Genomic DNA, 21093 nt, shown 5'->3' with positions numbered 1-21093 from the left:
CCCAACGCGGGCAAGCCCGCTCGCCACATAGAGCTTGCGAGCTACGCATCAACGCTGCAACTTACCCAGCTTCTTCTTCGAATGAAAATGCCGAAAATGCGCATCCTGCGCACCAAGACCGCTACCTACGAAGTCATCCGCCGAATGGTTGCTATAGAGCTATGCAATAGAGCAGCGGCAAACTATCATTCTTCCCTGTCTTCCCATGCCCAGAGAGGTGTTCCTGATGTCTACTGGAACGGTCTTTACCAACAATCGGACCCAAAACATCCGTATCCCTGCTGACATGCGCTTTCCCGCGGGTGTGAAAACGGTCGAAGTCCGTGCCGTTGGACGCGAGTTGATCATTTCGCCGATTGAAAACACGTGGGACAGCTTCTTCCTTGCAAGCGAGTCGGTATCTGATGATTTTATGGCGGAACGCGCCGACCAAGCTCAGCAAGAACGGGAGTCCTTTGATGATTAAGTACATGCTTGATACCAACATCGTGATTTACATCATCAAGCGTCGGCCTATTGAGGTTTTGGACAAATTCAACGCGAACGTGGGGCGTATGGCAATCTCGTCAATCACCCTCGCAGAGCTGATGCACGGAGCTGAAAAAAGCCAACAAGTTGAGAAGAATACTAGAGCCGTGGAGGACTTTACCTCCCGGCTCGACGTTATTCACTATGACGACAAAGCCGCTTTTCACTACGGCTCCATCCGTTCCGATCTGGAAAAGAAGGGCACACCCATCGGCGTAAATGATCTTCATATCGCCGGCCACGCCAGGAGCTCAGGTTTGGTCTTGGTGACGAATAATGAAGGTGAGTTCAACCGCGTAAAGGGTCTGATTGTGGAAAACTGGATTGCTGCCTAACGCAACTTATCCAGCTTCTGGATTGAACGTCGATTGCGGATTCAGTGCTTTCTGATCCGTTTTTTCGCAGAGTGAAAATGCCGAAAATGCGCATCCTGCGCCGCCGCCAACAACTCCCGGTCCCCGCGCGTATCACCCCAAGCCCTGAGCCGATACTCACCCAGGTCCCCATACACCGCCTCAAGCCGCAGCACCTTATTCTCACACCGGCAATTATTTCCCGTGAGCTTCCCAGTCAACACGCCGTCCACCACCTCAAGCTCCGTCCCGATCAACTTGATCCCAAGCCGATCCGCAAACGGCTGCAACACCAATGCTGGCGACGCCGAACACAGCGTCACCACCGCCCCGGACTTCACCTCATCGGCGACCGATTGCAAGCCGGCCGGGCGCATCAACTTGGGCCAATACGCCTGGCAGTAATCCTCAGCTTTGCGCTGGACCCACGCCTTTTCCACGCCGGTCATAAACGTACGGATCAACTGCGCCTTGAGTTCATCGCGGCTAATCTGGCGTAGCAGAAACTGCCCACCAGGCACCGCTAGCTTCACCATCCTGCGAACGAACTCACCCTTGCCAAAGGCAAACCTCAGGAAGGGCACAAAACTGTCGTGGTGGGTCAGGGTGCCGTCGAAGTCAAAGACGGAAAGTACTTTGGCATCCAAGGGGCCGGCTTCGAGCATGTCTGGGTTCACGGGTTAGTCTCGGTCCTATCTACTATTTTTTAGAATGCATCAGATGTGACCGCAGAAGTTTACTCCGGTATCAATCTAGTGATTTTGGAGTAAAGCCCTTTGGTGAAAACATCCCGGTCACTCGATCGGTGACAACGCTGATGGCAATTGGGGCACAAGGCTACAGCATTGGTGATGCGATCCGAACCCTTCTGGGCGAGGTGCTTGACGTGATGTACTTCAAGAAATGGCAAACCATCCCTCTCGAAAGGAGCGTTTGAACCGCAGCCTTCACAGATCCCCTTTGCTTGCTGACGAACCCACGCTCGCACATGAGGGTCGCGCACATAAGTAGTGCTGGTAGCACTCACTTGCTGCGGATTAACAATCCCTTGTGGTTCGGCCGCAATCGAGCGCTTTTGTAAGGTGGCCGCGCGCTTCTCTAGAACCGCCTCATCGGCCGTAGCGGTATAAGTCTCAGTATCCAAAACAGCTTTAGCTTCTAGCACCGCACGGATACGAGCACTCACACCCGCACCCACGTTTTTAGCGGGCACGTAACCTGTGATGGGTTGTCAGCCTAACTGCTGAATAACCGCGGAAATGTTCTGCATGCGGTATTCAATAGATGAAGCACTGCGTAGGGCCAATGGCCCCTCGCGCAACAAGCGATTCTCCGCCGACTTCTTAAAAGCCTGACCAGCCTGCTCAAGCTTCCACATCTTCAAATAGGCATCGACTGAAGCCTCAAGCTCCGCGTCACTCCAGCCAGCATTGCTTTTTTGCGTATCCATACAATCGCCGAGGGTAGAAAACCCTAGGACGATACTGAGTGGCCATTACCGCGTCTACGAAATTTCCTACTCATCTATAGGACCTTGCGCTCAACAGATACAAAAAAGCCCTGAGCAAGTCAGGGCTTTTTAGATCGGTCGAGCTTTCAGCTCAAACCTGGCAAGCACTCATTGGCTGAAGGATCAATCCCAGCTCAATGCCCCACCAGTCTGATACTCAATAACCCGAGTCTCAAAGAAATTCTTCTCTTTCTTCAAGTCCATGATCTCGCTCATCCAAGGGAACGGGTTGGTCGTCCCAGGATACTCTTCCTTCAACCCAATCTGCGACAGGCGACGGTTAGCGATGAACTTGAGGTAGTCCTCCATCATCGCCGCGTTCATCCCTAACACCCCACGCGGCATGGTATCGCGAGCGTATTCAATCTCCAGCTGAGTCCCTTGCAGGATCATCTGGGTCGCTTCTTCCTTCATCTCGGCATCCCACAAATGTGGGTTTTCGATTTTGATCTGGTTGATCACGTCGATACCGAAGTTCAGGTGCATCGACTCATCCCGCAGGATGTACTGGAACTGCTCGGCCACGCCGGTCATTTTGTTGCGGCGGCCCATGGACAGGATCTGGGTGAAGCCGCAGTAGAAGAAGATGCCTTCCAGGACGCAGTAGTAGGCGACCAGGTTGCGCAGCAGTTCTTTGTCAGTCTCGACGGTGCCAGTTTCGAACTTCGGATCGGAGATCGAACGGGTGTACTTCAAGCCCCAGGCTGCCTTTTTGGCGACCGATGGGATCTCGTGGTACATGTTGAAGATCTCGCCTTCATCCATGGCCAGCGATTCGATGCAGTACTGGTAGGCGTGGGTGTGGATCGCTTCTTCGAAGGCCTGGCGCAGGATGTACTGGCGGCACTCCGGGTTGGTGATCAGGCGGTAGACGGCCAGCACCAGGTTGTTGGCAACCAACGAGTCGGCGGTGGAGAAGAAGCCGAGGTTGCGCATGACGATGCGACGTTCGTCGTCGGTCAGGCCTTCTGGGTTTTTCCACAGGGCGATGTCGGCGGTCATGTTGACCTCTTGCGGCATCCAGTGGTTGGCGCAGCCGTCGAGGTATTTCTGCCAGGCCCAGTCGTACTTGAATGGCACGAGTTGGTTGAGGTCGGCGCGGCAGTTGATCATGCGCTTTTCGTCGACAGCGACGCGGGCGGCGGAACCTTCCAGCTCGGCGAGGCCTTCGGCGACGTCGAGTTTGTCCAGGGCGGCCTTGGCGCGCACGATGGCGGCGGAGTCATTGGCGGTGACGGCGCGGGCTTCGATGGCAGCGGCAGCGCCGGCACCGTCGAGGCGGTCCATGTTGGCTTCGGTGGCGTGGCCGGCGTTGGCGCCTTTGGCAACTACTTCGCCGTCTTCTTCTTTGTCGAATTCGTCCCAGCTCAGCATGACGTGTCGTCTCCTGCGTGAGGGCTCAAGGGTGCCCGTGTGAAACCGGATGGTTGGGTGTTCACACGGCCCAAAGGCCGCGGTGGATCTTTAAGGAATCGTTTGTTGCAACAGCTGACGCAGGCATTAAACGGAATTTGGTCACGGGGTCCTGCATGAGGCTTGAGGGGCGGAGCGTGTGTTGCTTGCTCCTGCGGGGCCTCAGGTCTGGCTCTTCGTCCCTGTAAGGGGATATTGCAGGCCCGATTTGCCCGTGCATTATAGGGAAAAAATCAGCTTTGTGTTGCGGCGGATGGCCTCAGTCGACGGCCAAAAAGCCACCTTTGCAGGCCAAGCCGCGGGTTTGTTGGGGTTTGCCGGTGTGGGATTTTTTTCGAGTAGCGAGGAGGGGAAAGGCGGGGCGTGTCAGGCGTCGGATTCTTGGCCGCAAGAATGATTTCTTGCGGCGGATAAGGTCAGGTTTAGTTTCAACTAACGAAGTTACGAACCGTTAGAGCAACCATTGCCCATGATCTTGTAATTAAGAATATGCCGCTGGCCTTGGTGATCTTCATATTCCATACGCGCTGGTACAACTTCACACACATCCGGGATATTGCTCATGGACACTACTCGGGCAATGTCCAGGTCGGTGTCGTAAGTGTAATCCTCAACAGTGGCGGTATTCTGGCTGGCTACCTCAGTCGGGATCTCGTCGGCCAGGGCGGCGGTAGCGCACAAGCTGCTGAGGGCCAAAACTAATAAAGCTTTCATTTGACTATTTACCTTTTTTCGGTCGAAAGGGGTCACGAAGCCCTTGTGAGGCCACGTGTGCAACTAGATTGGAAAGTTCGGATTAACGTGCCTTCGTGGGGGCTGCAACTTGGTTAATCACGGTGCCTTGGTTGGCAGAGCCGATTTTAGGCGTGCGGGTTTAATTCATATACCCGTGCTTTTGATAAACACTATTGGTCGATCCTGTAACAATCCCGGTATTCAGATTTTTTTTAAACGACGCAAACCAGCGTAGGCCGCGGGCCAGAGCAGCGTAGGGGTATAACTGGGCAATTTGTAGGGGCTTGTTACTACCATCGTCGAATGGTTCTATAGGCCCGGCCCGGCTACAACAGGGCCATACAACAACAACTATGTCACCGAGGTAAGAAAGATGAGTGCGGCTTCTCTGTACCCCGTTCGCCCCGAAGTAGCAGCCAACACGCTGACCGACGAGGCGACCTACAAGGCCATGTACCAGCAGTCGGTGGTCAACCCCGACGGTTTCTGGCGCGAGCAGGCTCGCCGTCTTGACTGGATCAAGCCTTTCACCACGGTGAAGCAGACTTCCTTCGACGATCACCATGTCGACATCAAATGGTTTGCCGACGGCACTCTCAACGTTTCCTACAACTGCCTGGACCGTCACCTCGCCGAGCGTGGCGATAAGGCCGCAATCATCTGGGAAGGCGACGACCCTGCCGACAGCCGCACCATCACCTACCGTGAACTGCACGAACAAGTCTGCAAGTTCGCCAACGCCTTGCGCGGTCAGGATGTACACCGCGGCGACGTGGTGACTATCTATATGCCGATGATTCCCGAAGCCGTGGTCGCCATGTTGGCCTGTACCCGGATCGGCGCGATTCACTCGGTAGTCTTTGGCGGTTTCTCGCCAGAGGCCCTGGCCGGTCGGATCATCGACTGCAAATCCAAGGTGGTGATCACCGCCGACGAAGGCTTGCGTGCCGGTAAGAAAATTCCGCTGAAGGCCAATGTCGACGACGCCCTGACTAACCCGGAAACCAGCAGCATCCAGAAAGTCATCGTGTGCAAGCGCACTGGTGGCGACATCAAGTGGAACCAGCATCGCGACATCTGGTACGAAGACCTGATGAAAGTGGCGGGCACCGTATGCGCGCCGAAAGAGATGGGTGCTGAAGAAGCACTGTTTATCCTTTATACCTCCGGCTCCACTGGCAAGCCCAAGGGCGTGCAGCACACCACCGGCGGCTATCTGTTGTATGCGGCGCTGACCCACGAACGCGTGTTCGACTACCGCCCAGGTGAAATTTACTGGTGCACCGCCGACGTCGGCTGGGTCACCGGCCACACGTATATTGTCTACGGCCCGCTGGCGAATGGCGCGACCACACTGCTGTTCGAAGGCGTGCCGAACTACCCGGATATCACCCGGGTGGCGAAGATCGTCGACAAGCACAAGGTCAATATCCTCTACACCGCGCCAACCGCGATCCGCGCGATGATGGCTTCGGGCACCGCTGCCTGCGAAGGCGCTGACGGCAGCAGCTTGCGTCTGTTGGGTTCGGTGGGTGAGCCGATTAACCCGGAAGCGTGGGACTGGTACTACAAGAACGTCGGCCAATCCCGTTGCCCGATCGTCGACACCTGGTGGCAGACCGAGACCGGTGCCACCCTGATGAGCCCACTGCCGGGTGCGCATGCGCTCAAGCCGGGCTCGGCTGCACGGCCGTTCTTCGGCGTGGTGCCGGCGTTGGTGGACAACCTGGGCAACATTATCGAAGGCGCTGCCGAAGGCAACCTGGTGATTCTCGATTCGTGGCCAGGCCAGGCTCGTACCCTGTACGGCGACCATGATCGTTTCGTCGATACCTACTTCAAGACGTTCCGTGGCATGTATTTCACCGGTGACGGCGCACGTCGCGATGAAGACGGCTACTGGTGGATCACCGGTCGTGTGGATGACGTGCTCAACGTGTCCGGCCACCGCATGGGCACCGCCGAGATTGAAAGCGCTATGGTTGCCCACCCGAAAGTCGCCGAAGCGGCGGTGGTGGGCGTGCCACACGACATCAAGGGCCAGGGCATCTATGTGTATGTGACCCTGAAAAATGGCGAAGAGCCGACTGAGGCGCTGCGCCTGGAGTTGAAGAACTGGGTGCGCAAGGAGATTGGGCCGATTGCTTCGCCGGATGTGATCCAGTGGGCACCGGGCTTGCCGAAGACCCGATCGGGGAAAATCATGCGTAGGATTTTGCGCAAGATTGCCACCGCTGAATATGATGGGTTGGGAGATATCTCCACCCTGGCGGACCCGGGTGTGGTGCAGCATTTGATTGAGACCCACAAGACCATGAACGTCGCGTAAGGCGGGTTCGTGGGATGAAGCCCCATTCGGCGTAGGCCGGGTGGGGCTTTTTTGTGGGGTACACCAATATTTCACTGCCGGAACCGGCTTAATGTGGGAGCAGGCAAGCCAGCTCCCACATTTGATTGCATTTCAAGGCCTGATTGGGTTGGTCCGTGTTCGGGGGCTGACAGACCATCTGCACCTTCAGCCCAATAAATATCGATTTATATCGTAGGAAGTTTCTGAATGTTACCGAATCATCCAAATGTGTAACCCACCACCCAAACCTGGGGCAAAGTGCTACGTCCGCGCCCCTAAAACCCGCGTTTTAGACACCCTCTGAAATAAGATTAAACGCCAGACTTGCCGTGCTAGAAGGGTTTGCGAATAATAGGCCCGCAACTTGCAGCGTTAACAGGTTTAATGTCTTTTGCCTCTGCATAAAATCACGAGGCTGTCAATGGGCTGGAACCGCTTTCTCGGTGCTTCTGTAAATTGTTGTCGCATTGAGGAAATATCGGCTTCCGGCCTGTCGTTAGAATGCCGATCACTCGCTCGCCGTCGTTTACGTTCAATTGCGTAGGACGCCGCAAAGCTATTCGGTTTCACTCAGTCGCATCGTGGGCCATGGCTCATACTGCTGTTTTTGCCCTATACCGATGGAGTCCCAAGATGAAGAAACTCGTGCTGTTGGGCGCCCTGGCGCTGTCTGTGTTGTCCATGCAGGCCTTCGCTGACGAAAAACCCCTGAAGATTGGTATCGAAGCGGCTTACCCTCCGTTTGCCTCGAAGGCGCCGGACGGCAGCATCGTGGGTTTCGACTACGACATCGGCAACGCCCTGTGCGAAGAGATGAAGGTCAAGTGCACGTGGGTCGAGCAAGAATTCGACGGCCTGATCCCTGCGCTGAAAGTGCGCAAGATCGACGCGATCCTGTCGTCCATGTCCATCACTGATGACCGCAAGAAGTCCGTGGACTTCACCACTCGCTACTACCTGACCCCAGCACGTCTGGTGATGAAGGAAGGTACTGTGGTCAGCGACAGCCTGGATGAACTCAAGGGCAAGAAAATCGGTGTGCAACGTGGTTCGATCCACGACCGTTTCGCTAAGGAAGTCCTGGCCCCTAAAGGCGCCACCGTGGTTCCTTACAGCTCGCAGAACGAAATCTACCTGGACGTGGAAGCCGGTCGCCTCGACGGTACCGTGGCAGACGCCACCCTGTTGCAGGACGGTTTCCTGAAGACGCCAGCAGGTAAAGGCTACGCGTTCGTTGGACCGCAGTTCACCGACGTCAAATACTTCGGCGACGGCGTAGGCATCGCTGTGCGTAAAGGCGACAAGGCCAATCTGGACAAGATCAACGCTGCCATCGCCGCGATCCGTGCCAACGGCAAGTACAAGCAAATCCAGGACAAGTACTTCGACTTCGATATTTACGGCGCTGATCCAAAAGCAGCCAACTAAGTCATCGCAACTGTCTGTCCGAAATGGCGCAAGCACCAGGATCTCTGAAGTTTGCGCCATTTTTTCATCCCCCCTTTTCGAGGACCTGAATCATGTTGAAAGGCTACGGGGCTGTCATCCTCGATGGCGCATGGTTGACGCTTCAGCTCGCCTTGTCGTCCATGGCCCTGGCCATTGTTCTGGGTCTGATCGGGGTCGCGTTACGCCTGTCGCCGGTGCGCTGGTTGGCATGGCTGGGCGACTTGTACTCCACGGTGATCCGCGGGATTCCCGACCTGGTACTGATCCTGCTGATTTTCTACGGCGGTCAGGACCTGCTGAACCGCGTCGCGCCGATGCTCGGCTACGACGACTATATTGACTTGAACCCCTTGGCCGCCGGTATCGGCACCCTGGGTTTCATCTTTGGTGCCTACCTCTCGGAAACGTTTCGTGGTGCCTTCATGGCCATTCCCAAGGGCCAGGCTGAAGCCGGCCTTGCTTATGGCATGAGCAGCTTCCAGGTGTTTTTCCGGGTGATGGTGCCGCAGATGATTCGGCTGGCGATCCCCGGTTTCACCAACAACTGGCTGGTGCTGACCAAGGCTACCGCGCTGATTTCCGTGGTGGGCCTGCAAGATATGATGTTCAAGGCCAAGCAGGCGGCCGATGCCACCCGCGAACCTTTTACCTTCTTCCTCGCAGTGGCGGCGATGTACCTGGTAATCACCAGTGTGTCGTTGCTGGCCTTGCGTCACCTTGAGAAGCGCTACTCGGTAGGCGTAAAGGCGGCTGATCTATGATCTTCGACTACAACGTCATCTGGGAGGCGATGCCGCTGTACCTCGGCGGCTTGCTGACCACTCTGAAATTGTTGGCCATCTCGCTGTTCTTCGGTTTGCTCGCGGCGTTGCCTTTGGGCCTGATGCGTGTGTCCAAGCAGCCGGTCGTCAACGGCGCCGCCTGGCTTTACACCTACGTGATCCGCGGCACGCCGATGCTGGTGCAGCTGTTCTTGATCTACTACGGCTTGGCCCAGTTTGAAGCGGTGCGTGAAAGCTTCCTGTGGCCGTTGCTGTCCAGCGCGACCTTCTGCGCCTGCCTGGCCTTTGCCATCAACACCAGTGCCTACACCGCCGAGATCATTGCCGGTAGCCTCAAGGCCACGCCCCATGGCGAGATCGAGGCGGCCAAGGCCATGGGCATGTCGCGCTACAAGCTGTATCGCCGGATCCTGCTGCCGTCAGCCCTGCGCCGGGCACTGCCGCAGTACAGCAACGAAGTGATCATGATGCTGCAGACCACCAGCTTGGCTTCCATCGTCACGCTGATCGACATCACCGGTGCCGCGCGCACGGTGAACGCCCAGTACTACTTGCCGTTCGAAGCCTATATCACCGCCGGCGTGTTCTACCTGTGCCTGACCTTCATCCTGGTACGCCTGTTCAAGTTGGCCGAGCGCCGCTGGCTGAGCTACCTGGCTCCACGGAAGCACTGATATGGAACGTATCGATCACGTGTTGCCCTGGGGGCACCTGGGCTGCGAGCGCCAACTGGCGGTGTTCCGTTTCGGCAGCGGCGAGCGCAAGGCCTATATCCAGGCCAGCCTGCACGCCGACGAATTGCCGGGCATGCGCACTGCCTGGGAGTTGAAAAAACGCCTGGTCGAACTGGAGCAGCAAGGCGCCCTCAACGGCGTGATCGAGCTGGTGCCGGTGGCCAACCCGATGGGCTTGGGGCAACTGCTGCAAGGCGCTCACCAAGGGCGTTTCGAAGTCGGCAGCGGCAAAAATTTCAACCGTGACTTCGTCGAGTTGAGCGAGCCGGTTGCCGAGTTGCTCAAGGGCCGCCTGGGAGATGATCCCCACGCCAATGTGCGACTGGTCCGTCAGGCCATGACTGATGCGCTCAACGCTTTGCCGCCGCCGAGCAGTCAATTGCAAGGCATGCAGCGGGTGTTGCTGAGCCATGCCTGCACCGCCGACGTGGTACTCGACCTCCACTGCGACGCCGAAGCCGCGCTGCACATGTACGCGCTGCCCCAGCATTGGCCGCAGTGGCGTTCGCTGTCGGCACATTTGAATGTGAAGGTCGGCTTGCTGGCGGAAGACTCCGGCGGCAGTTCCTTTGACGAAGCCTGCTCGCTGCCATGGTTGCGCTTGTCCCGGGAGTTCCCCGAGGCGCAGATTCCCCTGGCGTGCCTGGCGACGACGCTGGAATTGGGTGGTCAGGCTGACACGGGTCGAGATGAAGCGATTTTCCACGCTGAAGGCATCCTGGCCTTTCTCGCCGAGCAAGGTTTGATAAAAGGGGAGTGGCCACAACCGGCCCATGAACCCTGCGAAGGCATGCCTTTCGAAGGTACCGAATTGCTGTTCGCGCCCCATGCGGGGGTGATCAGTTACCTGCGCCGCGCCGGTGAGTGGGTGGAAGCGGGCGACCCTCTGTTTGAAGTGATTGATCCCTTGACCGACCGCGTCAGCATTGTCTGCGCTGGCACGCCTGGGGTGTTGTTTGCCGTTGAACGGCTACGTTATGCCCAAGCGGGTTTCTGGCTGGCCAAGGTGGCGGGGCGCGAAGCGCTGCGTCACGGGCGCTTGCTCAACGACTGACCAACTGTTTTTGTGAGAACCGACCGCATGTACAAACTTGAAGTCCAAGACCTGCATAAACGCTATGGCAGTCATGAAGTGCTCAAGGGTGTGTCCCTGGCCGCCGCGGCCGGTGATGTGATCAGCATCATCGGCTCCAGTGGTTCGGGTAAAAGTACCTTTTTGCGCTGCATCAACCTGCTGGAGCAACCCCACGCCGGCAAGATTCTGCTCAATAACGAAGAGCTGAAACTGGTGGCCAACAAGGACGGCGCCATGAAGGCGGCGGACCCTAAGCAGCTGCAACGCATGCGTTCGCGACTGTCCATGGTGTTCCAGCATTTCAACCTGTGGTCGCACATGACCGCGTTGGAAAACGTCATGGAAGCGCCAGTCCACGTTCTCGGCATGTCGAAAAAAGATGCGCGGGAAAAGGCTGAGCACTACTTGGCCAAGGTCGGCGTCGCTCATCGTAAGGATGCGTTCCCCGGCCATATGTCCGGTGGCGAGCAGCAGCGCGTGGCGATTGCCCGTGCCTTGGCGATGGAACCTGAAGTGATGCTGTTCGACGAGCCGACTTCGGCCCTCGACCCGGAGCTGGTAGGCGAAGTGCTCAAGGTGATGCAGGACCTGGCCCAGGAAGGTCGGACCATGGTAGTGGTGACCCACGAAATGGGCTTTGCCCGTGAAGTCTCCAACCAGTTGGTGTTCCTGCACAAAGGTATCGTCGAGGAGCGTGGTAACCCGCGTGAAGTACTGGTCAACCCACAATCCGAGCGTTTGCAGCAGTTCCTTTCCGGCAGCTTGAAGTAATCAAGGCTGCCGTTGTGCACTGATATAGGGCATGCTTCGCGCGGCTTACAGGCTAACCCCGGTCCAGTGTGGGAGCTGGCTTACCTGCGATAGCGTAGTGTCAGGCGATAGGAATGTTGAATGTGCTGGCGCCATCGCAGGCCAGCCAGCTCCCACATTTGATCTTCATCGGTTTTAAGATTTGTGTTCACTTACGGGCTAGCATTAGCGATGCCTTTAACACTGTTTTTCGTTTCGGATAGCACTCCATGACCGCCCATCGAATTGGTTTCCTGATTTGGCCCAGCACTAAAGCCCTGACGCTTGCGCTGGCTGAGGAGGCCTTGCGCGTTGCTCAGCGGGTGCATCCGGACGTGGTGTACGAGTTGTCGTTTCTCCAGGCTGAACCGCCGATCGAAGGCGCCTGGCAATTGCCGGGTGAGCCTTGGGCCGGCAAGCTGGAAGGCTTTCAGAAGCTGTTCCTGTTGGCGGATGAGCCACCGACCGCGCTGGCTTCACCGTTGAGCAGCGCCCTCAAGCAATTGGTGCGTTCTGGGTGTGTGATCGGTGGTTTGTCGGCAGGTGTCTATCCACTGGCGCAGTTGGGCTTGCTCGACGGCTATCGCGCCGCCGTGCATTGGCGCTGGCAGGATGATTTTGCCGAGCGCTTCCCCAAGGTTATCGCCACCAGCCATCTGTTTGACTGGGACCGTGATCGCCTGACCGCCTGCGGTGGCCTGTCGGTGCTCGACCTACTGCTGGCGGTGTTGGCCCGCGACCACGGCGCTGAACTGGCCGGTGCGGTATCGGAAGAGTTGGTGGTGGAGCGCATCCGCGAAGGCGGCGAGCGTCAGCGTATTCCATTGCAAAACCGCCTGGGTTCCAGCCATCCGAAGTTGACCCAGGCCGTGTTGCTGATGGAAGCCAACATCGAAGAACCGCTGACCACCGACGAAATCGCCCAGCATGTGTGCGTCTCGCGACGACAATTGGAGCGGATCTTCAAGCAGTACCTCAATCGCGTCCCCAGCCAGTACTATCTGGAACTGCGCCTGAACAAGGCCCGGCAGATGTTGATGCAAACCAGCAAGTCGATCATCCAGATCGGCCTGTCGTGCGGCTTCTCCTCAGGACCGCACTTCTCCAGCGCCTACCGCAACTTCTTTGGCGCCACCCCTCGCGAAGACCGCAACCAGCGCCGCAGCAGCAGCCCGTTTGAATTGTCGTCGGTGCCGTCCGAGCGCGGCTGATCCAAAATTCTGTGCGCAGCAAAATTCCAGTTGCGTGGCCGCAAACTCTCGCCATCAGTTTAAACTGCGCCATTGCGACGCAATTTGTCGCATTGGCGTAAACCCGCGTAAAACCGGGGTTGGCGCTATAAGAAGTTGTCGCTTGGCGGCAAGGCCGGGCTGAAAACTGTCCTTACAATCCCTCCATCGTCCGCCAGTTTCAGGCAGGCGTTCCTCTTCAGGAGACTCCGATGTCCGTTGAGCAAGCCCCGGTGCAACGTGCCGATTTCGACCAGGTCATGGTTCCCAACTATGCACCTGCCGCGTTCATCCCTGTGCGTGGCGCAGGTTCGCGCGTGTGGGACCAGTCGGGTCGAGAGCTGATCGACTTTGCCGGCGGCATCGCGGTCAACGTATTGGGCCACGCCCACCCGGCGCTGGTCGGTGCACTGACCGAACAGGCCAATAAACTGTGGCACGTATCCAACGTCTTCACCAATGAGCCGGCCTTGCGTCTGGCTCACAAACTGATCGACGCCACCTTTGCCGAGCGTGTGTTCTTCTGCAACTCCGGCGCCGAAGCCAACGAGGCCGCCTTCAAGCTGGCCCGTCGTGTTGCGTTCGACCGGTTCGGCAGCGAGAAGTACGAAATCATCGCTGCGCTGAACAGCTTCCACGGCCGCACGCTGTTCACCGTGAACGTCGGTGGCCAGTCGAAGTATTCCGACGGCTTCGGTCCGAAAATCACCGGGATCACCCACGTTCCGTTCAATGATCTGGACGCGCTGAAAGCCGCTGTTTCGGACAAGACCTGTGCTGTGGTGCTGGAGCCGATCCAGGGCGAAGGCGGCGTACTGCCGGCTGAGCTGGCTTACCTGCAAGGTGCCCGCGACCTGTGCGATGCCAATAACGCACTGCTGGTATTCGACGAAGTACAAACCGGTATGGGTCGCAGCGGCGAGTTGTTCGCCTACCAGCACTACGGCGTAGTGCCGGACATCCTCACCAGCGCCAAGAGCCTGGGCGGCGGTTTTCCGATTGCAGCGATGCTGACGCGTGAAGACCTGGCCAAGCACCTGGTGGTCGGCACCCACGGCACCACCTACGGCGGCAACCCGCTGGCGTGCGCGGTGGCGGAAGCGGTGATCGACGTGATCAACACTCCAGAAGTGCTGGCTGGCGTTAAAGCCAAGCATGACCTGTTCGTGGCTCGCCTGGAGCAGATCGGCCAGCAATACGGCATTTTCACCGAAGTGCGCGGCCTGGGCCTGCTGCTCGGTTGCGTGCTGAGCGATGCCTGGAAAGGCAAGGCCAAGGACATCTTCAATGCCGCCGAGCGTGAAGGCCTGATGATCCTGCAAGCCGGTCCTGATGTGGTGCGTTTCGCCCCGAGCCTGGTGGTGGAAGATGCTGACATTCAAGAAGGCCTGGATCGTTTTGAACGTGCTGTGAAGAAGCTGACGCAAGCCTGATAGACACACATTTATTTGCCGGACCGGATCAAATGTGGGAGCGGGCTTGCTCGCGAAAGCGGTGGTTCAGTCGCCAGAGATATTGACTGACACTCCGCATTCGCGAGCAAGCCCGCTCCCACATTGGGGTCTGTGTTGATTCAAATCTGTCCGGTATTTTTCTATGAATTTTTCGAGTTAAGGAGTGACACCATGCTGGTGATGCGCCCCGCGCAAATGGCTGATCTGGGCGAGGTACAGCGTCTGGCTGCGGACAGCCCGATTGGTGTCACCTCCTTGCCGGATGATGTCGAACGCCTGAGCGACAAGATCGCCGCAAGCGAAGCGTCCTTCGCTGCCGAAGTCAGTTTCAACGGTGAAGAAAGTTACTTCTTCGTTCTTGAAGACACTGAAGCCGGCAAGTTGGTGGGCTGTTCGGCCATCGTCGCCTCGGCCGGTTATTCGGAGCCGTTCTACAGCTTCCGTAACGAAACCTTCGTGCACGCTTCCCGCGAGCTGAAGATTCACAACAAGATCCATGTTCTGTCCCAGTGCCATGACCTGACCGGCAACAGCTTGCTGACCAGCTTCTACGTGGTGCCGGAGCTGGTGGGGTCGCCGTGGTCGGAACTCAACTCCCGTGGCCGCTTGTTGTTCGTCGCCAGCCACCCCGAGCGTTTCGCCGATTCGGTGGTGACCGAGATCGTTGGCTACAGCGACGAGAACGGTGATTCGCCGTTCTGGGACGCCATTGGCCGCAACTTCTTCGACCTCAACTACGCCGAGGCCGAGCGCCTGTGCGGGCTGAAGAGTCGGACCTTCCTTGCCGAGCTGATGCCGCATTACCCGATCTACGTGCCGCTGTTGCCGGACGAAGCCCAGGAAGCCATGGGCCAGGTGCATCCTCGGGCGCAGATCACCTTTGACATCCTGATGCGCGAAGGCTTTGAGACCGATCATTACATCGACATCTTTGACGGCGGCCCAACGCTGCACGCCCGGATCTCGGGCATTCGTTCGATCGCCCAGAGCCGCGTGGTGCCGGTGAAGATCGGTGAGAGGGTCAAGGGTGTCGGTCGTCAGTACCTGGTCAGCAATGCGCAGTTACAGGATTACCGCGCGGTGATGCTGGAGCTGGACTACGCGCCAGGCAAGCCGGTGACCCTGGACCTGGAAACCGCCGAAGCCCTGGGCGTCGGTGAAGGTGCCAGCGTGCGTCTGGTGGCGGTTTAAAGCATTCGAGAGTTTCGCGGGTGGCTGGAGCCAGCGGCCCGTTTGAGGAGATAGCATGATCGTTCGTCCCGTACGCAGCAGCGATTTACCGGCCCTGATTGATCTGGCGCGCAGCACTGGCACCGGCCTCACCACCTTGCCGGCCAACGAAGAGCGCCTGACCCACCGGGTCGGCTGGGCTGAAAAGACCTTTCGCGGCGAAGCCGGTCGCGGTGATGCCGATTACCTGTTCGTGCTGGAGAACGACGAAGGCCAGGTGGTGGGAATCTCCGCCATCGCCGGCGCGGTCGGCCTGCGTGAGCCTTGGTACAACTTCCGGGTCGGCCTGACAGTCAGCGCCTCCCAGGAACTGAACATCTACCGCGAGATTCCGACGCTGTTCCTGGCCAACGACCTGACCGGCAATTCCGAACTGTGCTCGCTGTTCCTTCACGCTGATTACCGCACCGGCCTCAACGGCCGCATGCTGGCCAAGGCGCGGATGCTGTTCATTGCCGAGTTCCCGCAACTGTTCGGCAACAAGATCATCGCCGAGATGCGCGGCATGTCCGACGAAGCCGGGCGTTCACCGTTCTGGGAAAGCCTGGGCCGGCACTTCTTCAAGATGGAATTCAGCCAGGCCGACTACCTCACGGGTGTCGGCAACAAAGCCTTTATCGCTGAGCTGATGCCGAAGTTTCCGCTGTACACCTGCTTCCTGTCCGAGGACGCGCGCAACGTGATCGGCAAGGTTCACACCGATACCGAGCCCGCTTTGAGCATGCTCAAGAGCGAAGGCTTCAGCTATCAGGGTTACGTCGATATCTTTGACGCGGGCCCGGCGGTGGAATGTGAAACCTCCAAGATCCGCGCCGTGCGTGACAGTGAGGCGCTGGTGCTGGCTATTGGTACGCCGGGAGACGATGCCACACCGTTCTTGATCCATAACCGCAAACGCGAAGATTGCCGCATCACCGCCGCTCCAGCGCGTCAGGCGGCTGGCACGTTAGTGGTCGATCCACTGACTGCCAAGCGCCTGAAACTGATCGCCGGTGATCAAGTGCGTGCCGTACCGTTGTCCGCTGCACGGGAGTCGAAATAATGAATTCGCTATACATCGCAGGTGAGTGGCTGGCAGGCCAGGGTGAGCGCTTTGAGTCGCTGAACCCGGTGAGCCAGCAAGTGCTGTGGTCGGGTAACGGTGCCACCGTTGAGCAGGTTGAATCCGCCGTGCAAGCGGCGCGTCAGGCATTTCCGGCCTGGGCCAAGCGTTCGCTGGAAGAGCGTTTGAGCGTGCTGGAAGCGTTTGCCGCCAACCTGAAAAGCCGTGCCGATGAACTGGCGCGTTGCATTGGTGAAGAGACTGGCAAGCCGCTGTGGGAGTCGGCGACGGAAGTCACCAGCATGGTCAACAAGATCGCGATCTCGGTGCAGAGCTACCGCGAGCGTACCGGCGAGAAGAGCGGCCCGTTGGGCGACGCCACAGCTGTGTTACGCCACAAGCCTCACGGTGTGGTAGCGGTGTTCGGTCCGTACAACTTCCCTGGCCACTTGCCTAATGGTCATATCGTTCCGGCATTGCTGGCGGGTAATACCGTATTGTTCAAGCCGAGCGAACTGACCCCGAAAGTGGCCGAGCTGACCGTGCAATGCTGGATCGACGCTGGCCTGCCGGCGGGCGTGCTGAACCTGCTGCAAGGCGCGCGGGAAACCGGGATCGCTTTGGCGGCCAATCCGGGTATCGACGGCTTGTTCTTCACCGGCTCCAGCCGTACCGGCAACCACCTGCACCAGCAGTTCGCCGGGCGTCCGGACAAGATCCTTGCCCTGGAAATGGGCGGCAACAACCCACTGGTGGTGGACGAAGTGGCTGACGTGGATGCGGCGGTCTACACCATCATCCAGTCGGCCTTCATCTCTGCCGGCCAGCGTTGCACCTGTGCCCGTCGTTTGCTGGTGCCGGAGGGCGCTTGGGGCGATGCACTGTTGGCGCGCCTGGTGGCGGTGAGCGCGACGATTGAAGTCGGTGCGTTCGACCAACAACCAGCGCCGTTCATGGGCTCGGTGATTTCCCTGGGGGCGGCGAAAGCCTTGATGGATGCTCAGGAACTGATGCTCGCCAATGGTGCTGTAGCGTTGCTGGAAATGACCCAGCCACAGGCCCAGGCCGCGTTGCTGACGCCGGGCATTATCGATGTGACGGCGGTCACCGAGCGCGAGGACGAAGAGCTGTTCGGCCCGCTGCTGCAGGTGATCCGCTACGCTGATTTCGAAGCGGCGATTGCCGAGGCCAACAACACTCAGTACGGGTTGGCCGCAGGCTTGCTGTCTGACTCGCAGACGCGTTACCAGCAGTTCTGGCTCGAAAGCCGTGCCGGGATCGTCAACTGGAACAAGCAACTGACCGGTGCTGCCAGCAGTGCGCCGTTCGGTGGCGTAGGGGCGTCGGGCAACCACCGCGCCAGTGCCTATTACGCTGCGGATTATTGCGCGTACCCGGTGGCCTCGCTTGAGACCCCAAGCCTGGTGTTGCCAGCAACACTGACACCCGGTGTAACACTGATCTAAATGTAGGTGCGGGCTTGTGTGGGAGCGGGCTTGCTCGCGAAGGCGGTGTGTCAGTCGCTGGATGTATTAACTGATCCACCGTCTTCGCGAGCAAGCCCGCTCCCACACAAGCCCGCTCCCATATTTGATTTGTGGTGTATTCAAGTAATTTGAAGCCTATAAAAAACAGATGTTCGTGGAGCCTCGCCGATGAAATCCTGTGAAGTCAATTTTGACGGTCTAGTGGGGCCGACCCATAACTACGGCGGTTTGTCCTACGGCAACGTCGCGTCCCAGAGCAACAGCCAGCAGTCTTCCAACCCGAAGGAAGCGGCGCTGCAAGGCCTGGCGAAAATGAAGGCCCTGATGGAAATGGGCTTTGTGCAAGGGGTGCTGGCCCCGCAGGAGCGTCCTGACGTAGCGGCTCTGCGCAATCTCGGCTTTGCCGGCACCGACGCACAAGTGATCCAGCAAGCAGCCAAGCAGGCCATGCCGTTGCTGGTAGCCAGTTGCTCGGCATCGAGCATGTGGGTGGCCAACGCTGCCACTGTCAGCCCGAGTGCCGACACTGCCGATGGCCGCGTGCATTTCACCGCCGCCAACCTCAACTGCAAATACCACCGCAGCATCGAACACCCGACCACCAGCCGCGTGTTGGGGGCCATGTTTGCTGACCAGAAACACTTCGCCCATCACGCTGCGTTGCCAGCGGTGGCGCAGTTTGGTGACGAAGGCGCGGCCAACCACACGCGTTTCTGCCGTGACTATGGCGAGGCTGGCGTCGAGTTTTTCGTGTTCGGCCGCAGTGCGTTCGACACCCGCTACCCGGCGCCACAAAAGTACCCGGCGCGCCAGACCCTCGAAGCGTCCCAGGCCGTCGCCCGCCTGCACGGCCTGCAAGATGATGGCGTGGTATTCGCGCAGCAGAATCCGGCGGTGATCGATGCCGGTGTGTTCCACAACGATGTGATCGCGGTGGGCAACGGTGAAGTGCTGTTCTATCACGAGGACGCCTTCCTCAATACCGAGCAGATGCTCGGCGAGTTGCAGGGCAAGCTCGGCAAACGTGGCGGCAATTTCCAGTCGATCTGCGTGCCTCGTGCCCTGGTCAGCGTTGAAGATGCGGTGCGTTCCTACCTGTTCAACAGCCAGTTGCTGACCCGTGTTGACGGCTCGATGCTGCTGATCGTGCCGGAAGAGTGCCGCAGCAATGAACGTGTCTGGCGGTACCTGCAAAGCCTGACGTCCTCCGGCGGCTTGATCCGCGAAGTGAAAGTTTTCGACCTCAAGCAAAGCATGCAGAACGGCGGCGGCCCGGCGTGCCTGCGCTTGCGGGTGGCCTTGAATGAAACCGAACTGGCGGCGGTCAACCCAGGGGTTATCATGACGGCGCCGTTGTACGACACCCTGACCCATTGGGTCGAAAAGCACTACCGCGACAGCCTGCGGGAAACCGACCTGGCTGACCCGCAATTGCTGCTTGAGTGCCGGACGGCACTGGATGAACTGACGCAAATCCTTAAACTGGGCTCGGTTTATCCTTTCCAGATCAATTAATGCCCCAGATGAGAGCTATTTTATGACCGACACCCTGCAACTGATCCTTGAAGACACCGATGGCACTCAGTTGGAAACCTCCTGCACCCGCGTCGCGGTAATCTGGCAGGGCAAAGAAATCTGGATCCAGCACGACGGCCGTGGCCAACTGCTGATCGGTGTGGATGTGGAAGAAGGCGACTCCGAGTACGCCAACCTGCTGATGCGCCCATTGGCCACCAACCTGATGAGCCTGCAACTGGAAATGGAACCGGCTGACGTCGGTGATGATGAAGATCACGTCCACGGTCCAGACTGCAACCACTAAGGAAGCTGATCTATGCTCGCCCTCGGCAAACTGCTTGAACTGACCCTGGCCGGACGCGAACCGGCCGAGAAGACTCAAACGACCGTCGAAGGCGTGCGATTGCGCTGGCTCAGTGAGGGCGCGCTGGAAGTGCGTCCGTCTGAGGCGCGGGACAATGGCAGCGACGTGCTGCTGTCGTCCGGCATCCACGGCAATGAAACTGCACCGATCGAATTGCTCGACCGGTTGCTGCACGGCATCGCCCGCGGCGATCTCAAGCCGCGCGCACGTATTCTGTTCCTGTTCGGCAACCCCGAAGCCATGCGCCGGGGCGAGCGTTACCTCGAACAGGACGTCAACCGGCTGTTCAATGGCCGTCACGAACAAAGCAGTGGCCCGGAAGCCCTGCGCGCGGCTGAGCTTGAACAGTTGGCCCGAAGTTTCTTCAGCCTGCCTGATCGTTCGCGCCTGCATTACGACCTGCACACCGCCATTCGCGGCTCGAAGATCGAGCAGTTCGCCCTGTATCCGTGGAAAGAAGGGCGTCAGCATTCACGTCGTGAGCTGGCACGCCTGCGCGCTGCGGGCATGGAAGCCGTGCTGTTGCAGAACAAGAATTCGATCACCTTTTCTGCCTTCACCTACGAGCAGTTGGGCGCCGAGGCGTTCACCCTGGAACTGGGCAAGGCCCGGCCATTTGGGCAGAACCAGGGGGTGAATGTGTCGCGCCTGGAAACCCGCCTCAAGCAGATCATTGAAGGCAACGAGCCTGAAACCGAAAGCCTGAACGGCCTGCAACTGTTCAGCGTGTCCCGGGAAGTGATCAAGCACAGCGATGAGTTCATCCTGCACCTGCCGGCGGATGTGGAAAACTTCTCGGAGTTGAAAAAGGGTTATCTGCTGGCCGAGGACATTGCCAAGAGCCGCTGGGTGATCGAGGAGGAGGGCGCACGCATCATCTTCCCTAACCCGAAGGTGAGGAATGGTTTGCGGGCGGGGATCTTGATTGTGCCGACGACGGACAAAGGCCTCGCATAAACTTCAGGGCTGATCGCAATCAACTGTGGGAGCGGGCTTGCTCGCGAAGGCGGAGTGTCAGTCAAAAGTGTATCAACTGACCCACCGCTTTCGC

Annotated in this window: 21 protein-coding genes; 16 read left to right on the top strand and 5 right to left on the bottom strand. The window is 58.5% G+C overall.

Annotated features, from left to right (window positions below):
* The first annotated feature begins 226 nt into the window (after positions 1 to 226).
* Positions 227 to 466, top strand: coding sequence for a type II toxin-antitoxin system VapB family antitoxin (gene vapB, locus HKK55_RS17875; protein ID WP_169355885.1), 240 nt, complete (start codon positions 227 to 229; stop codon positions 464 to 466).
* Positions 459 to 863, top strand: coding sequence for a type II toxin-antitoxin system VapC family toxin (locus HKK55_RS17870; protein WP_169355884.1), 405 nt, complete (start codon positions 459 to 461; stop codon positions 861 to 863). The genes vapB and HKK55_RS17870 overlap by 8 nt, the downstream gene beginning before the upstream one ends.
* Positions 864 to 904: 41 nt before the next feature.
* Here HKK55_RS17870 and HKK55_RS17865 read toward each other — a convergent pair whose 3' ends face one another.
* The 5 genes from HKK55_RS17865 to HKK55_RS17850 form a co-directional block, all read right to left on the bottom strand.
* The gene (locus tag HKK55_RS17865) at positions 905 to 1546 is read right to left on the bottom strand and encodes an HAD-IB family hydrolase (protein WP_169355883.1); all 642 of its coding nucleotides are present in this window, start codon (positions 1544 to 1546) and stop codon (positions 905 to 907) included.
* A 71-nt stretch (positions 1547 to 1617) separates the two neighbouring features.
* Positions 1618 to 2067 carry an HNH endonuclease gene (locus HKK55_RS29480; RefSeq protein ID WP_336604600.1) on the bottom strand — a complete coding sequence of 150 codons (450 nt, stop codon included), beginning with the start codon at positions 2065 to 2067 and terminating at the stop codon, positions 1618 to 1620.
* A gap of 45 nt (positions 2068 to 2112) precedes the next feature.
* Entirely contained in the window at positions 2113 to 2331 is a 219-nt protein-coding gene (locus HKK55_RS29475) for a hypothetical protein (protein ID WP_336604599.1), read from the bottom strand.
* A gap of 183 nt (positions 2332 to 2514) precedes the next feature.
* Positions 2515 to 3765, bottom strand: coding sequence for a ribonucleotide-diphosphate reductase subunit beta (locus tag HKK55_RS17855; protein ID WP_169355882.1), 1251 nt, complete (start codon positions 3763 to 3765; stop codon positions 2515 to 2517).
* 480 nt (positions 3766 to 4245) lie between these two features.
* Positions 4246 to 4518: a DUF2790 domain-containing protein gene (locus tag HKK55_RS17850; protein ID WP_155586207.1), complete on the bottom strand. Its 273-nt coding sequence runs from the start codon at positions 4516 to 4518 to the stop codon at positions 4246 to 4248.
* A 394-nt stretch (positions 4519 to 4912) separates the two neighbouring features.
* Here HKK55_RS17850 and acs point away from each other — a divergent pair, with 394 nt between their 5' ends.
* From acs to astE, 14 genes are all read left to right on the top strand, one after another.
* Positions 4913 to 6868, top strand: coding sequence for an acetate--CoA ligase (acs, locus tag HKK55_RS17845; protein WP_169355881.1), 1956 nt, complete (start codon positions 4913 to 4915; stop codon positions 6866 to 6868).
* Between the two features lie 654 nt (positions 6869 to 7522).
* A complete protein-coding gene (locus tag HKK55_RS17840) occupies positions 7523 to 8317 on the top strand; it encodes an ABC transporter substrate-binding protein (protein ID WP_169355880.1) in 795 nt (264 codons plus the stop codon).
* Positions 8318 to 8409: 92 nt separating this feature from the next.
* Complete coding sequence (locus HKK55_RS17835; RefSeq protein WP_155586204.1) at positions 8410 to 9099, top strand: ABC transporter permease; 690 nt, start codon at positions 8410 to 8412, stop codon at positions 9097 to 9099.
* On the top strand, positions 9096 to 9794 hold the full coding sequence (locus tag HKK55_RS17830; RefSeq protein WP_155586203.1) for an ABC transporter permease: 699 nt from the start codon (positions 9096 to 9098) through the stop codon (positions 9792 to 9794). Before HKK55_RS17835 ends, HKK55_RS17830 begins: the two co-directional genes overlap by 4 nt.
* A 1-nt stretch (position 9795) precedes the next feature.
* Positions 9796 to 10908, top strand: a complete 1113-nt coding sequence (locus HKK55_RS17825) for a M14 family metallopeptidase (protein ID WP_169355879.1) — start codon at positions 9796 to 9798, stop codon at positions 10906 to 10908.
* Positions 10909 to 10935: 27 nt separating this feature from the next.
* Positions 10936 to 11700 carry an ABC transporter ATP-binding protein gene (locus tag HKK55_RS17820; protein WP_088426873.1) on the top strand — a complete coding sequence of 255 codons (765 nt, stop codon included), beginning with the start codon at positions 10936 to 10938 and terminating at the stop codon, positions 11698 to 11700.
* Positions 11701 to 11948: 248 nt separating this feature from the next.
* Positions 11949 to 12929, top strand: coding sequence for a transcriptional regulator ArgR (argR, locus tag HKK55_RS17815; RefSeq protein ID WP_169355878.1), 981 nt, complete (start codon positions 11949 to 11951; stop codon positions 12927 to 12929).
* A gap of 230 nt (positions 12930 to 13159) precedes the next feature.
* A complete protein-coding gene (locus tag HKK55_RS17810; protein ID WP_169355877.1) occupies positions 13160 to 14380 on the top strand; it encodes an aspartate aminotransferase family protein in 1221 nt (406 codons plus the stop codon).
* 192 nt (positions 14381 to 14572) lie between these two features.
* The gene (gene aruF / locus HKK55_RS17805; RefSeq protein WP_169355876.1) at positions 14573 to 15592 is read left to right on the top strand and encodes an arginine/ornithine succinyltransferase subunit alpha; all 1020 of its coding nucleotides are present in this window, start codon (positions 14573 to 14575) and stop codon (positions 15590 to 15592) included.
* 55 nt (positions 15593 to 15647) lie between these two features.
* A complete protein-coding gene (gene astA / locus HKK55_RS17800; protein ID WP_169355875.1) occupies positions 15648 to 16673 on the top strand; it encodes an arginine N-succinyltransferase in 1026 nt (341 codons plus the stop codon).
* Positions 16670 to 18139: a succinylglutamate-semialdehyde dehydrogenase gene (gene astD / locus HKK55_RS17795; RefSeq protein WP_169357894.1), complete on the top strand. Its 1470-nt coding sequence runs from the start codon at positions 16670 to 16672 to the stop codon at positions 18137 to 18139. The genes astA and astD overlap by 4 nt, the downstream gene beginning before the upstream one ends.
* A 189-nt stretch (positions 18140 to 18328) precedes the next feature.
* Positions 18329 to 19675: an N-succinylarginine dihydrolase gene (gene astB, locus HKK55_RS17790; protein WP_169355874.1), complete on the top strand. Its 1347-nt coding sequence runs from the start codon at positions 18329 to 18331 to the stop codon at positions 19673 to 19675.
* 22 nt (positions 19676 to 19697) lie between these two features.
* The gene (locus tag HKK55_RS17785) at positions 19698 to 19982 is read left to right on the top strand and encodes a topoisomerase II (RefSeq protein WP_169355873.1); all 285 of its coding nucleotides are present in this window, start codon (positions 19698 to 19700) and stop codon (positions 19980 to 19982) included.
* Positions 19983 to 19994: 12 nt separating this feature from the next.
* Positions 19995 to 20999, top strand: a complete 1005-nt coding sequence (gene astE / locus HKK55_RS17780; RefSeq protein WP_169355872.1) for a succinylglutamate desuccinylase — start codon at positions 19995 to 19997, stop codon at positions 20997 to 20999.
* The last annotated feature ends 94 nt before the right edge of the window (positions 21000 to 21093 follow it).

Origin of the sequence: Pseudomonas sp. ADAK18, from assembly GCF_012935695.1 — a bacterium.
Classification (GTDB): domain Bacteria; phylum Pseudomonadota; class Gammaproteobacteria; order Pseudomonadales; family Pseudomonadaceae; genus Aquipseudomonas.
This window is presented reverse-complemented; position numbering and strand designations above follow the sequence as displayed.

Excerpts from the sequence above, each read along its gene's own strand:
- vapB (WP_169355885.1), top strand. The coding sequence starts at position 227 with ATGTCTACTGGAACGGTCTTTACCAACAATCGGACCCAAAACATCCGT.
- HKK55_RS17870 (WP_169355884.1), top strand. The coding sequence starts at position 459 with ATGATTAAGTACATGCTTGATACCAACATCGTGATTTACATCATCAAG.
- HKK55_RS17865 (WP_169355883.1), bottom strand. The coding sequence starts at position 1,546 with ATGCTCGAAGCCGGCCCCTTGGATGCCAAAGTACTTTCCGTCTTTGAC.
- HKK55_RS29475 (WP_336604599.1), bottom strand. The coding sequence starts at position 2,331 with ATGGATACGCAAAAAAGCAATGCTGGCTGGAGTGACGCGGAGCTTGAG.
- HKK55_RS17855 (WP_169355882.1), bottom strand. The coding sequence starts at position 3,765 with ATGCTGAGCTGGGACGAATTCGACAAAGAAGAAGACGGCGAAGTAGTT.
- HKK55_RS17850 (WP_155586207.1), bottom strand. The coding sequence starts at position 4,518 with ATGAAAGCTTTATTAGTTTTGGCCCTCAGCAGCTTGTGCGCTACCGCC.
- acs (WP_169355881.1), top strand. The coding sequence starts at position 4,913 with ATGAGTGCGGCTTCTCTGTACCCCGTTCGCCCCGAAGTAGCAGCCAAC.
- HKK55_RS17840 (WP_169355880.1), top strand. The coding sequence starts at position 7,523 with ATGAAGAAACTCGTGCTGTTGGGCGCCCTGGCGCTGTCTGTGTTGTCC.
- HKK55_RS17835 (WP_155586204.1), top strand. The coding sequence starts at position 8,410 with ATGTTGAAAGGCTACGGGGCTGTCATCCTCGATGGCGCATGGTTGACG.
- HKK55_RS17830 (WP_155586203.1), top strand. The coding sequence starts at position 9,096 with ATGATCTTCGACTACAACGTCATCTGGGAGGCGATGCCGCTGTACCTC.
- HKK55_RS17825 (WP_169355879.1), top strand. The coding sequence starts at position 9,796 with ATGGAACGTATCGATCACGTGTTGCCCTGGGGGCACCTGGGCTGCGAG.
- HKK55_RS17820 (WP_088426873.1), top strand. The coding sequence starts at position 10,936 with ATGTACAAACTTGAAGTCCAAGACCTGCATAAACGCTATGGCAGTCAT.
- argR (WP_169355878.1), top strand. The coding sequence starts at position 11,949 with ATGACCGCCCATCGAATTGGTTTCCTGATTTGGCCCAGCACTAAAGCC.
- HKK55_RS17810 (WP_169355877.1), top strand. The coding sequence starts at position 13,160 with ATGTCCGTTGAGCAAGCCCCGGTGCAACGTGCCGATTTCGACCAGGTC.
- aruF (WP_169355876.1), top strand. The coding sequence starts at position 14,573 with ATGCTGGTGATGCGCCCCGCGCAAATGGCTGATCTGGGCGAGGTACAG.
- astA (WP_169355875.1), top strand. The coding sequence starts at position 15,648 with ATGATCGTTCGTCCCGTACGCAGCAGCGATTTACCGGCCCTGATTGAT.
- astB (WP_169355874.1), top strand. The coding sequence starts at position 18,329 with ATGAAATCCTGTGAAGTCAATTTTGACGGTCTAGTGGGGCCGACCCAT.
- HKK55_RS17785 (WP_169355873.1), top strand. The coding sequence starts at position 19,698 with ATGACCGACACCCTGCAACTGATCCTTGAAGACACCGATGGCACTCAG.
- astE (WP_169355872.1), top strand. The coding sequence starts at position 19,995 with ATGCTCGCCCTCGGCAAACTGCTTGAACTGACCCTGGCCGGACGCGAA.